Source organism: Enterococcus caccae ATCC BAA-1240, from assembly GCF_000407145.1.
Taxonomy (GTDB): Bacteria; Bacillota; Bacilli; order Lactobacillales; family Enterococcaceae; genus Enterococcus_L; species Enterococcus_L caccae.
The window spans coordinates 397,889-410,202 of record NZ_KE136474.1; the positions used below are offsets into that span (position 1 = coordinate 397,889).

A 12,314-nucleotide genomic window follows, 5' to 3' on the forward strand; every position below is an offset into this window, starting at 1 on the left:
TCTACCGAAGTCTCATTTTCACAAGCTTGTCTGTAGATTAACCGAAAAAAACATCTGCTTCATTGAAGACTTCTGGATGATTTTCCATGATTTTATTTAGGTTTTCGATGACAGAGAATGGCAGCATATACTCGCCCATCTGATCATCGATCCCTAAGAATGTTGCTACTAAATTGTAAATAGCTAAATGAATTTCATCACCTGCACCTACAAAAACAGACAGTAATTCTTCTTTGCTAAAATCTTCCATATCGCCATTTTCCTTCAATTTATTGAAAAATGGGATAATTTTCATGATTGCATCAACAATTCTTAAATCTGAACGTGGTGTAATCGTCACATCTCCAAATTCAACGCTGAAAACATAATAAGATCCAACTTCTTTAGCGCCTTCCGGTTTTTGCTCAAAATGAGTTTGAGGGACACGGAATCTCACGCTGTAGTTAGCCTTTTTCACTTCGGTTTTGTTTGCATCACCGATCACTGACACCTCTTGATCTTTTACCACCGCAAAAGGGGTATCATTTTCATTCGTTTTTTTCAAATTATTGCTGATCGCTAAAAAATCAGCGGCTTTCATGCCTTTTTCTTCCATCTCTGTTCCTCCTAATTTTAAAAGCTGAAAGAGCTCGTTCAGCCTTGACTGGAAAATAGGAAAATATGAGGGTGACACTTTTGGTCACAATCAGATTTTATCTTTTTCCCGAAAGGCTAGCTCTTAAAGCTAGATAATTTTAAAAGCGTAATGAACTGCTTAGCTTCGACGAAAAATAGGAAAAAATAAGGATGGCTCTTTTTGCCATAATTATTTTTTATCTTTTTTCCGAGAAACTGGCTCATGTAGCTAGATAAGTTTTAAAGCTGAACGAGCTCGTTCAGCATCGACTGAAAAATAGGAAAATATGATTGAGGCGCTTTTTGTCTCACTCATATTTTATCTTTTTTCTGAGGTGCTAGCTCGTGAAGCTAGATAATGATAAAAGCATAGCGGGCTCGTGAAGCTCCGGCAGAAAAAGAGAAAAAATTAACTGAGGTGCTTTTTGCCTCATTCAATTTTTATCTTTTTTCCGAAGAGCTAGCCCGCAAAGCTAAATGATTTTTATTATTCTGCTACACGGTACATTTCAAAGAAGTTACCGTTTTTATCGCGTTGTACTGAAATCGTAAATTCAAATGTAGTTTCTTCGTTGTTCACTGTTCCTGGGAATGAAGTGATCAAGACATTGTTATACACATAGTTTTGTTTCACACCATCTGTTTGTTCTTGTGTAAATGACATACGCACACGACGAGCATCCAATACGTCTTCATTTCCAACAAAGTGCTCAACATCAACTTTTTTCGGATAGCTGATCACTAGATCTTTACCTACTAATGATTTATGGAATAAGATTTTTCCATCTGCTAAAACGATAAATTGTTTTTCATTGATTTCAACGATTGCTGGTGTATTTACACGGTTCAATAACGATTCTGTTACGTTACAGCTATCAGCAATTGCAGCTGATGTAAAGGCACATTCATCCATATTCATATCCGCAAGTTGAACATAACCGTAGTCCACGCCATCAATTGTAGTAGCAGAAACTGCTTTTTCTGCTGTTTGAATAAGCCAGCCGCTTGTCAATGTTCCTTTAGACATTAATGGGTTCAATTTCCAGTAATTCGCAGTTGCGCTCTTACCAGTCAATGTTCTTTCGATTGCAATACTTGTTGCATCGTAGCCTGCACCGAAACAGCTTGCTTCAACTGGATCAACGGTTAATTCTCCTGCAAATTCATCAATACAGCCAATTTTAACAACATCATTGACTTCAAAATCTTCAATGCTGTTATAAACATAAATCGAAGAAAAACCAATTGTCGAAATAATTGAACTTTCTGGTGTTACATCTACATGAATGATGATCCCATTCTCGCTCGCTGCCCAACCTAAACCACTGCCAGCTTCTGGAAGTTTAGACAAATCAATAACTACTGGATGGAAACCTGCTTCTTTTACAATAACTTGTTTTTGATAAATATCTGAATCAGATTGATTTTGATCCGCAATATCAGAAATAGTCGTCTCTACTCCATAAGTTCCTGCTGCTGGGAAATGAACATAGTAAGTAATCACTCCTGCCGCAAATTCTGTTGCATCCGCATTGACTCCAAAAGAAGCACCTGCTACTGATCCAGCAGCATTCATAACAGTTAATGTTCCTGAATTTTTGCAGCCTTCTGCTAAACAATTGAACATATCTTCGGGTGTACTGTAAACATTGTAAACTGCACTTGTTCCGTTATAGTCAATATAATTTTTTGTATTTACTTTCACACAGCTGTCAATATCCGTTAATACGGCAAAGTCAACTTCCATTAATTTATTTAAAGATTTCATCCCAATTTTAGAAATCAATGTATCATTACTACATCTTGTCATTTAAAATTCCCCCTATTATTGATTATTTTGAACGACACGTGTTGCGTCGCGCTCATATCTTCCACCATTTTTTTGATTCAATACTTGTAATTTTCTCTGAATAAATACTTGTAAATCTACAGTATCTTTCTTAGCAACTTCTTTTGTTTTTTTCTCTTTAGCCATTTTTTTTCCTCCTAATTTTAAAAGCATAGTGAGCCGTTTAGCCCGATCAGCTTCTATCCTGCTTTAAACATTTGTACAGTTTGTCCATTCAAACTATAGGTCTGCTCGATCAAAAAGTGCCCATCTTGTTCCTTCACTTCATACATTTCACCTGCATAAAACGTTTTTGTTTGCCCACTTGGTAAAACCATTCGTGCTTCACGCTGAAATGTATGCTTTGACACTTGTTTGCTACCACAAGATGAACAGCCAGATTTTTTTACTTGATTTTTGATTCCTAGAAATTGGATTTTCATCTTTCAGCCTCCAGTTATTGCCTCTTTTTTAGCACATTAGCCTTATTCATCAATAATTTCTACAACAGAATAAGAGACTTTTTTGATACGGCCGCCGCAAGATTTACAAAAATTTTCTGTATAGTCAATGCCTAAAGCTGTCAATTCATTCACTAGCTGCAGGGAATACGCTCTTTCAATTTGAATATGTTGTAAAGAGTTGATAAATACTTCGTCATTGCCTAATTCATATTTTTCACCAGGTTTTAAACGAACATGGCTATACGTTGTCCTACCATTTTGTTGGCTCGCAACATTTAATGTAGTTATTGTGTCAATTGTATCAATTAATTTAAAATACTTGCTCACTGGCATTCCTCACCTTTTTACTCTCTTACTTGTGATAACTTTACTGATAAAACTACTTCGTACCTTACTTTAAGCGTCATATACAAATCTCTTTTAGATGTGCGATCGTCACATCTTGATCTATATAAACGTAGATGAACTTTTATCAGAATATTCAATACTCCGATTGTTATAAAAAATCCATCTGCCGGAATTGTCAGAACGTTCCTAATGATAAAAAACTACGATGGTCCTTTGTTTTCACAGCACATTTGACTGGAAGTTGATTATTTATATTATTTTTGAGCTTCCGTCAGTCAGTGCTCTAATAACTAGGTTTCGGTAGTAATATCTTATAATGAATGTTGTTTCTGAAAATCCAGATATCGTCCGCATTCTTTTTTACCAAGAAAATCTGTTCCCTTTTCTTAGGAGCAAAAGTCTATGTATCAAAAAATCGCTATATTCAGCTGTTCCTGCTGTCACGACTATTTTTTTGATACTATCATCTTATAATGAATGTTCCGTTCAAAAATTCGGACATCGTCCAGATTTAGGAACAATCGCTTTGGAGCAAAGTAACAATAGATAGACGAAAGAAACAATTTTTTTACTCTCTTTTTTCATCTACCGATGTTGCTTGATACTATCATTTTAGGATAGAAATCCATAAAAAAAATCCGGCTATCGTTCATAGTTTAGATATTTAAATTTAAATCCTTGGCTACTTCCAAAAAGAAACTGTCCCTTAATTCAAAAGCTTTCGTTCTCCCAACAAAGATTAAGCTATTTGTGATTAAACCTTGAATCGTATATTTCGGCACTCTTCTCATATACAGCTCTTGGACAATTATTTTAGTATCTTCACAACACTCATCCAATAGATTAGAAATAACACGTTTATTTCGTTCTAATGCAGCTAGCCTTCGATCTTGTTCAATAGTGATCATTAAACTATCTTGAGCATTGTATCCTGCTCTATTTCCTTTGATTCCAGAGTTTAAGTCATCCTCGCGGTAGGGATATCTTAGTTCTTCTTCCCGTTGTTTGATGTACTCCTCGATCCTTGGATAATCTGCCAAAACATCCTTAATGTAGTTAAATGTTGATTTTCTCATCTTATTGCCTCCCTTTAATTATCTAACAATCGCTATTTCCAACCAATCTAGCGAACTCCTTTTTTTAACTATTGTTTTTCTAGTAAAAAACTAAGAACATACATTGTTTTTATTAAATAATTGTCGTTGCCAATTCTTGTACTTTTTGAACTGTTGCTTCATCTTCCATCCAATCATCTGATTGAATCCATTGATAGATCAGATCCATTTTCTTTGGCGATTCTGGATCTTTGGTGATTAAACTATCGGATTCAACTAATTCATAAGCGACTATATTAACAAGGTTTATATCTAGTGTCTTTTGCATATGAAGAATACATTTTAATGTCGGGTTCCACTCTTTACTGGCTGCTAATTTCGCGTTACATCCGGCGACTTCTAACCAATTCAACTCCCTTTCTATTCTTATGCTATCTATTTACTTCCCAAAACTCCTCTATCGTTGTTATTTTAAACATATACTTACCTCCCACTTTAATAATTTTTTGCTAACAAGATTAACACCAAATCCTTACTATTGTTAGCTTTTTTTATTACCCTTTTTATAAATTAATTTATGGATAATGTTTAATTAAGTTTTTTTATTGTTCCACAAAATAAGCTTACTGTATTTTTCTCTTCTTTTTCTTTTAAATTGCTGTCAATATTCTCCCAGAATACTTTCACTGATCTATTCTTCTGAAAAATTTCGACAAAAAAATAGGTGTCATCTAGAGCTTTTCGAAAGTTTTACTTTCAAAAAAGTTTAGATGACACCTGTTTATATATAATGATTTTTCATTCTATTAATGTAACAATAGTTACTACGCCTATCTTTTCTTCCCTCTCGAAAACACCGCAATACACCCATTCCCTGTATGGCTAGTGATCGTTGGACCTAGTGGATGGAGACGAATTTCTTTGACTTTAATTTTTTCTTCAATCAAGTTTTTGACCTTCTCAGCACTTTCTAAATCACCAGCATATGCAATAAATACGGTTTGATTTAAAGGCTCCACCATTCCTTGAACAGTTTCTTCAGCTAGTTTCTTCAATGCTTTGCCACGACCGCGAACTTTGCCGATATTTTGTAGTTTTCCTAGTTCATCTACCACAATAATTGGCTTAACATTCATTAATCCACCGATTGCTGCTGCAGCTTTAGAGATTCTACCGCCTCGTTCTAAATGTTTTAAATCATCCACAGTTACCCATGATCGAACAGTCATTTTATTTTCAGATAGCCATAATAAAATATCCTCTAAAGAATGGCCTGCTTCTTTTAATTGGATCACTTCACTGACTAATAAACCTTCGCCTAAACTAGCAGCTTTCGTATCGATAACATAAATTTCTGCATCGCTATATTCTTCTTTCAGCATATCAACAGCCTGCATTCCACTTTGATAAGAGCCGCTTAAACCAGAAGAAAAAGCTAAATACAGTATTGGAATCTTTTTTTCTACAAATGGTCTAAAAAATTCAATATATCTGCCTACATTTACTTGAGAAGTCGTTGGCATACCACCAGTTTTTATTTCTTTTAAAAACCAGTCATAATCAAAAGTTTTCCCTAAATCATCGACTAATTCTTCTCCATTTAATTGAATCGTCATACTAATAAAATCAACATCGTTTGCTTCTAAATATGTATATGGTAAATCACAACAAGAATCTGTCATTAATTTAAACGTCATTTTAAATCTCCCCTAACTATTGTTCCATTTTAACACATAATCAATGGATACTCATGCTTTATTAGACGAACGTGCTATCAAAAAAGAACGAATAATAGAAAAAAATGAATAAAAAAACGAGAGACAGTTTTTGGTTGTCTCTCGTTTTTTCTATACTTTAAATTTGTGCCCAAACGCTTTCTAATACATTTGTTTGATTACGGTCTGGACCGACTGAAAACGTTGAAATACGCACACCTACTAATTCTGAAATACGGTGTACATAATTTCTTGCATTCGCTGGTAAATCAGCTAATGTTTTGCATCCAGTAATGTCTTCTGACCAACCTGGTAATTCTTCATAAACTGGTTTACAACGGCTCAATTCCTTCAAGCTAGCTGGGTAATGGTAAATTAATTCACCATCTAACTCATAGGCTGTACAGATTTTTACTGTGTCTAAACCACTTAAAACATCAATTGAATTCAATGATAAATTCGTGATTCCAGAGACACGTTTAGAGTGACGCATCACAACCGTATCAAACCAACCCACCCGACGTGGACGACCTGTTGTTGTACCATATTCTTTCCCAACTCTACGAATTGTTTCTCCTGTTTCATCAAACAATTCTGTAGGGAATGGTCCGTCACCAACACGTGATGTGTACGCTTTACAAACACCCACGACTTTATTGATCTTAGAAGGACCAACACCGCTTCCGATCGTAACGCCTCCAGCAACTGGATTTGATGATGTTACAAATGGATAGGTTCCTTGGTCGATATCTAACATAACACCTTGTGCGCCTTCAAATAATACACGTTTACCAGCATCTAATGCATCATTTAAAATAACAGAAGTGTCTGTTACGTATTGTTTGATTTGTTGACCATATTCATAATATTCTTCGAAAATATCTTCAAATGCAATTGGTTCACTATCGAACATTTTGACAAATTGACGATTTTTTTCTTCTAAATTGATTTTTAAACGTTCTTCAAAGATTTCTTTATCTAATAAATCTGCTACACGAATCCCTACACGAGCTGCTTTATCCATGTATGCTGGACCGATCCCTTTGATTGTTGTACCGATTTTATTGTCGCCCTTAGCATCTTCTTGTAATTGATCCAATTGGATGTGATACGGTAAAATCACGTGAGCACGGTCAGAAATACGTAAGTTATCTGTCGTTACATTATTTTCTTTTAAATAAGCCAGTTCTTTTACTAGTGATTTCGGATTGACTACGACACCATTTCCGATCACACTGATTTTTTCTTTATAAAAGATACCTGAAGGAATCAAGTGTAGTTTATAAGTAACACCATCAAATTTAATGGTATGACCTGCATTATCTCCGCCTTGATAACGTGCGATGACCTCAGCATTCTCACTTAAAAAATCCGTGATCTTTCCTTTTCCTTCATCGCCCCACTGCGTTCCGACTACTACAACTGATGACATTCGAACACCTCGTTCTAAATTATTTTGTCCTGATTCATTGTACCAGTAAAGCAGAACGCTTTCAAGGAAAAATCGAATATTATCATTTAAAAAAAATAAAAGAAAGGCAAAACACGAACATTTATTTATATATGAAAAAACAATGAATAAAAAGGCGAAGGTTGATTATGCGTTCTATACATGGAAATCACTTGATCTTATTTTTTGGAACTCATTTTATTCCAAAATAACGAATTTTAGATTACTTTTTATAAGAAACTAGCGTAAAATATAATACGCAATTCATTTTAAATAGGAGGGTTTTTATTTTGTTAGGTGTTGTATTATTATTTGTTGGTATCACATTGATTAGTAACGGCTATTGCGGGCTGGCTGGAGTAGATGGTAAATCTGCTGCATTTATAAACTTTTTTACAGGAAGCGTAACATTTATAGTTAATACAACTTTTCTATTGCGGGGAGATTATTTTTCTGCTGGTACTGGTTTTTTATTTGCTTGTACGAATCTATTGATGGGGGTTATCTATCTTTTTGATTTAGATTGGCGAGCATATGGTATTTTTGGTTTATTCGTCGCTGTGAATGCGATCCCTTGCTCCTATCTAGCTTATGCTAGTGGTGATTGGCGTTTTGCCATTATTTGGATACTTTGGGGTATTCTATGGTTTTCTGGATTTTTACAAAATGTTTTAGCACTTCCAATTGGAAAATTCGTTTTTTATTTAGCAATTTTCGAAGGGATTGTGACTGCCTGGATTCCAGGATTTTTGATGATAGCAGAATTATGGTAGTGTAAAAAAACAGCTCTAGACCAGCATAAATATTGGTTTAGAGCTGTTTTTTATTTAATTTTTAAAAATCATCTGGCCTTTGGGATAAGGACGCGAACTTATTAAATTCTTTAATAAATAACAATTCAACAGTCCCTCGGGCCCCACTTCTATTTTTCTCAATAATTACTTCAATTACGTTGTCGATTTCTGGCTCTTCACGATCACCATCTTCTCCGTCTTCACCACGATCATAATAATCATCACGATATAAGAAGGCAACGATATCGGCATCTTGCTCGATCGATCCAGATTCACGAATATCACTTAATACAGGACGTTTATCCTGACGCTGTTCTACACCACGAGATAATTGAGAGAGTGCAATAACAGGAACTTTTAATTCCTTTGCTAATTTCTTCAATTGACGGGAAATTTCAGATACTTCTTGTTGACGACTTTCACGACCAGTTCCTTCAATCAGTTGCAAGTAATCAATTAAAATCAACCCAAGATTACCGCGTTCTTGCGCTAGTTTACGACACTTCGCTCGGATTTCGGTAATTTTGATCCCCGGCGTGTCATCAATATAGATTTGAGCTCTAGACAGGCTACCCATTGCAATGATTAGGTTTTGCCACTCTTCTTCTGATAGTTGACCAGTCCGTAAGTGCCCCGCTTCGATCGAACCTTCCGCACAAAGCATTCGGTTAACTAATGATTCCGCCCCCATTTCCAAACTGAAAATAGCAACAGAGCGATCTGTTTTGGTACCGATATTTTGAGCGATATTCAAAGCAAAGGCTGTTTTCCCAACGGCTGGACGGGCGGCTAGAATGATCAATTCTTCTGCTTGCAGTCCAGCGGTCATTTTATCTAAAGCTGGATAGCCAGTTGGTAATCCAGTGATTTCTTCATCATTTTGATACAGTTGATCAATGTTTGCAATCGACGTATTCAAGACATCTGCAATTGACAGGAATCCGCTTCGGTTTCTTTTTTCTGAAACTTCTAAGATGCTACGTTCTGCATCATCTAGTATTGTTTCAACATCTTCACCTTGTTCAAATCCTTTGGTAACGATCTCTGTAGCAGTTTGAATCAAATTGCGAAGCAATGATTTTTGTTCGACGATTTTTGCATAGTAAACAATATTGGCAGCCGTTGGCACAGCTAATGCTAAATCTGATAAATAGCTTAAACCGCCTACGTCTTCTAATAGGTTTTCCTGTTCCAAACGATCTTTGATCGTAATCACATCAATCGCTTCATTTCGATCGTTCAAGGTAAGCATAGTCTGAAAAATCAATTGATGATTACGGCGATAAAAATCCTTTGGTTCTATGTATTCTAAAGCATCGATAATAACCTCAGCATCTAAAAAAACTGACCCTAAAACGGCCTGCTCTGCTTCCATACTTTGGGGCGGTACTCGATCTTGCCATACTTCATTCATTTTTTTCTCTCCTACTAGCTAAAATTGCGCTTTTCAGTCTTTCTATTTTAACAAGAAACAAGCGAAATGTACAATGACATTATCGTATCATTTCAGATTGAAGATAAGCAAAAAACAGAGGATATCCTCTGTTTTCGCCCTTTATTCTTCTACAACATGTACTTTGATTGTTGCAGTTACTTCGTGATGTAATTTCACTGGAACTTTCGTAAAACCTAATGCACGGATTGGTTGGGATAGTTCTAGCTTACGTTTATCTAATTTGACCTTATATTGCTTGTTTAAGGCCTCTGCGATTTGTTTTGAAGGAATAGACCCAAAGAGACGTCCATCCTCTCCAGCCTTCGCTTTAAGCTCTACAACCGTGTCTTCTTTTTCTAGAAATTCTTGCATTTTTTTAGCTTCTGCTAAAACTTCAGCTTCGTGTTTATCTTGTGCTTTCTTTTGTCCAGCTAAAGCACTGATGCTACCTTTATTTGCTTCTTGAGCGTAGCCATTTTTTATTAGGAAATTTTGTGCATATCCTGTTGGTACTTCTTTTATTTCGCCTTTTTTGCCTTTCCCTTTAACATCTTGTAAAAAAATAACTTTCATACTAGTATTCCTCCTTGTTTTAACAGCATCATAAGATTATGGCGCTGGATCATACATTATATCTATATTTTGCTGAATCACTTTCAGTAGCTGTTCTTTTACCTCAGCAACTGTTACATTCGTTAATTGTACCGCAGCATTCGTAAAATGACCACCTCCGCCTAAATTTTCCATAATTAGTTGGACATTTATTGATCCGTTACTGCGTGCACTGATCCCAATTTGTTTATCTGTTCGTTTCGTTATCACAAAAGCTGCATTGATACCGACCATTGACAATAATGTATCTGCTGTTTTCGCTGCAGTTACACTATCATATTCTTTCTCTTCGCTACCTGTTACGATAACTGTGTCAGGTGTAACATACTCACTTTGGGCAATCAAACTGTTCATCTCCAAATAGCTGGTTAAATCTGAGCTTAATAAATATTGTACTAAAGATGAATCTGCACCACAAGTTCTTAAATAACTAGCCACATCAAAAGTCCGTGCCGTTGTTCGAACACTAAAACTCTTTGTATCGACTACGATTCCAGCTAGCAATAATGTCGCTTCAAGTTTATCTAAACTTCTTTGAGCGTTACTTTGATATTCGATCAATTCAGTCACTAACTCTGAAGCAGATGAAGCGGACGATTCAATATAAGCGAGTAATGGTTTAGCTGGAAACTCGTCACCACGGCGATGATGATCAATAATTACGACTTTATCAAATTGTTCATACAACTCTTGTGAAATTGAAAGAGATGGCTTATGGTAATCAACCATGATCAATAAACTGCTGTCCGTTTTTCGTTTCATTGCTTCTTTTGGCGTAATGATTTGCTTTGCAAGATCAGGATACTTTTCTAGTTCGATCATCACCCGTTCAACATCAGGAATACTTTCATTTTGTTCCAAAACGACCCAAGCTTCCTTGTTATGGAATTTGGCTAATCTTGCCATACCAAATGCCGAACCAATCGCATCCATATCTGGAAAACGGTGTCCCATGATATAAACATCTGAAGACTCTGTTAGAATCCCTTGAATTGCTGTACTCATTGCACGAGAACGAACACGTGTTCTCTTTGCGACTGAAGCTGTTCTACCCCCATAAAAAATGGGTTTAGCGTTATCTTTTGCTTCTTTGACTACTACTTGATCTCCACCTCTGACTAAGGCTGTATCTAAGTTTGTTTGGGCAGTATTCCCCGTTTGACTTAGTGTTTCACCACCATAAGAAATCCCCATACTTAATGTTATTGGTATATCTCTTGTACTTGATTCTTTTCTGATCTTATCTAAAATTTGAAATTTTGTATCCATCATTTTTTTTATATCTTCCAATTGCGCAATGAAGAAATAACGTTCTGCGTTTAGTCTTTTATAAAAAACTTGGTACTCATCCATCCAATCAGAAACCATCGTGGTAATAAAACTATTTAAGTAGGAAATTTCCTTCTCATCCATACTATCTGTGATATCGTCATAGTTATCAACTGAAACAATACCAATCGCTGTCTGCATTTCCAATTTTTCTCGATACAAGTTACTCTCTTCTGTAATATCTCTAAAAGTAATCGTATTTTGACTTGTATCAATATTAAAACGATAAACGTGCTCTCCAACTTTAAATATATCCTTACCTTTTTCAGCTCGTGATACATATGTTTGTATTAATTCTGAACTAATCAGCGTTTGACCGTCTTTATGAAAAATATCTTCTGCAAACGGATTTAACCACTTCGCTTCTTTTGTCTCAGAATCATAATTTATGATTCCCACAGATACTTCGTTAAAAGCATAATCCAACGACTTTTCTGCAATCGTACTAGCTTCTCTGATTTTTTCTGTATTTGATATCTCAATTTTTTTTATTAAGTAAAAAATTCGATTTATTAGTATAAGATTGAGTATCAAAAATCCAGCAATCATCATGTATTTATTAGATAGGAAGAAAAGTAATATTACTTCTAATAAAAAGAGAACGAATACAGAAGCTAAAATCCGTTTCATTCCATTTTTTTTCATTCTAAAGACTCCTCCATTGTTCTA

The 12,314-nt window shown here is 35.4% G+C and carries 13 protein-coding genes; 1 reads left to right on the forward strand and 12 read right to left on the reverse strand.

Annotation, left to right across the window (positions count from 1 at the left end):
• Nucleotides 1-37 precede the first annotated feature (37 nt).
• The 9 genes from I580_RS12315 to I580_RS12350 all read right to left on the reverse strand — a co-directional run bounded on the left by I580_RS12315 (nucleotide 38) and on the right by I580_RS12350 (nucleotide 7,457).
• Nucleotides 38-595 (reverse strand): hypothetical protein, encoded by a 558-nt coding sequence (locus tag I580_RS12315; RefSeq protein ID WP_010770303.1) that lies wholly within the window; start codon nucleotides 593-595, stop codon nucleotides 38-40.
• Nucleotides 596-1,102: 507 nt separating this feature from the next.
• Complete coding sequence (locus I580_RS12320; RefSeq protein WP_010770302.1) at nucleotides 1,103-2,425, reverse strand: hypothetical protein; 1,323 nt, start codon at nucleotides 2,423-2,425, stop codon at nucleotides 1,103-1,105.
• A 15-nt stretch (nucleotides 2,426-2,440) separates the two neighbouring features.
• On the reverse strand, nucleotides 2,441-2,590 hold the full coding sequence (locus I580_RS17110) for a hypothetical protein (protein ID WP_010770301.1): 150 nt from the start codon (nucleotides 2,588-2,590) through the stop codon (nucleotides 2,441-2,443).
• 53 nt (nucleotides 2,591-2,643) lie between these two features.
• Nucleotides 2,644-2,886 carry a hypothetical protein gene (locus I580_RS12325; RefSeq protein ID WP_010770300.1) on the reverse strand — a complete coding sequence of 81 codons (243 nt, stop codon included), beginning with the start codon at nucleotides 2,884-2,886 and terminating at the stop codon, nucleotides 2,644-2,646.
• Nucleotides 2,887-2,928: 42 nt separating this feature from the next.
• A complete protein-coding gene (locus I580_RS12330; protein ID WP_010770299.1) occupies nucleotides 2,929-3,234 on the reverse strand; it encodes a hypothetical protein in 306 nt (101 codons plus the stop codon).
• A 677-nt stretch (nucleotides 3,235-3,911) separates the two neighbouring features.
• Nucleotides 3,912-4,331 (reverse strand): RinA family phage transcriptional regulator, encoded by a 420-nt coding sequence (locus I580_RS12335; protein WP_010770298.1) that lies wholly within the window; start codon nucleotides 4,329-4,331, stop codon nucleotides 3,912-3,914.
• 112 nt (nucleotides 4,332-4,443) lie between these two features.
• Entirely contained in the window at nucleotides 4,444-4,722 is a 279-nt protein-coding gene (locus I580_RS12340; protein ID WP_010770297.1) for a hypothetical protein, read from the reverse strand.
• Nucleotides 4,723-5,140: 418 nt separating this feature from the next.
• On the reverse strand, nucleotides 5,141-6,007 hold the full coding sequence (locus I580_RS12345; RefSeq protein ID WP_010770296.1) for a DegV family protein: 867 nt from the start codon (nucleotides 6,005-6,007) through the stop codon (nucleotides 5,141-5,143).
• Between the two features lie 157 nt (nucleotides 6,008-6,164).
• Nucleotides 6,165-7,457 (reverse strand): adenylosuccinate synthase, encoded by a 1,293-nt coding sequence (locus tag I580_RS12350; RefSeq protein WP_010770295.1) that lies wholly within the window; start codon nucleotides 7,455-7,457, stop codon nucleotides 6,165-6,167.
• 308 nt (nucleotides 7,458-7,765) lie between these two features.
• On the opposite strand from I580_RS12350, the gene I580_RS12355 reads away from it, so the two are divergent.
• A complete protein-coding gene (locus I580_RS12355) occupies nucleotides 7,766-8,248 on the forward strand; it encodes an AmiS/UreI family transporter (RefSeq protein ID WP_010770294.1) in 483 nt (160 codons plus the stop codon).
• Between the two features lie 61 nt (nucleotides 8,249-8,309).
• Here I580_RS12355 and dnaB read toward each other — a convergent pair whose 3' ends face one another.
• From dnaB to I580_RS12370, 3 genes are all read right to left on the reverse strand, one after another.
• Nucleotides 8,310-9,683 (reverse strand): replicative DNA helicase, encoded by a 1,374-nt coding sequence (gene dnaB / locus I580_RS12360; protein WP_010770293.1) that lies wholly within the window; start codon nucleotides 9,681-9,683, stop codon nucleotides 8,310-8,312.
• Nucleotides 9,684-9,824: 141 nt separating this feature from the next.
• A complete protein-coding gene (rplI, locus tag I580_RS12365) occupies nucleotides 9,825-10,277 on the reverse strand; it encodes a 50S ribosomal protein L9 (RefSeq protein WP_010770292.1) in 453 nt (150 codons plus the stop codon).
• A gap of 36 nt (nucleotides 10,278-10,313) precedes the next feature.
• The gene (locus tag I580_RS12370) at nucleotides 10,314-12,290 is read right to left on the reverse strand and encodes a DHH family phosphoesterase (RefSeq protein WP_010770291.1); all 1,977 of its coding nucleotides are present in this window, start codon (nucleotides 12,288-12,290) and stop codon (nucleotides 10,314-10,316) included.
• Nucleotides 12,291-12,314 lie beyond the last annotated feature (24 nt).

Bases quoted from the DNA above. Each gene is read 5' to 3' on its own strand.
- I580_RS12315 (WP_010770303.1), bottom strand. From the start codon at position 595: ATGGAAGAAAAAGGCATGAAAGCCGCTGATTTTTTAGCGATCAGCAAT.
- I580_RS12320 (WP_010770302.1), bottom strand. From the start codon at position 2,425: ATGACAAGATGTAGTAATGATACATTGATTTCTAAAATTGGGATGAAA.
- I580_RS17110 (WP_010770301.1), bottom strand. From the start codon at position 2,590: ATGGCTAAAGAGAAAAAAACAAAAGAAGTTGCTAAGAAAGATACTGTA.
- I580_RS12325 (WP_010770300.1), bottom strand. From the start codon at position 2,886: ATGAAAATCCAATTTCTAGGAATCAAAAATCAAGTAAAAAAATCTGGC.
- I580_RS12335 (WP_010770298.1), bottom strand. From the start codon at position 4,331: ATGAGAAAATCAACATTTAACTACATTAAGGATGTTTTGGCAGATTAT.
- I580_RS12345 (WP_010770296.1), bottom strand. From the start codon at position 6,007: ATGACGTTTAAATTAATGACAGATTCTTGTTGTGATTTACCATATACA.
- I580_RS12350 (WP_010770295.1), bottom strand. From the start codon at position 7,457: ATGTCATCAGTTGTAGTAGTCGGAACGCAGTGGGGCGATGAAGGAAAA.
- dnaB (WP_010770293.1), bottom strand. From the start codon at position 9,683: ATGAATGAAGTATGGCAAGATCGAGTACCGCCCCAAAGTATGGAAGCA.
- rplI (WP_010770292.1), bottom strand. From the start codon at position 10,277: ATGAAAGTTATTTTTTTACAAGATGTTAAAGGGAAAGGCAAAAAAGGC.
- I580_RS12370 (WP_010770291.1), bottom strand. From the start codon at position 12,290: ATGAAAAAAAATGGAATGAAACGGATTTTAGCTTCTGTATTCGTTCTC.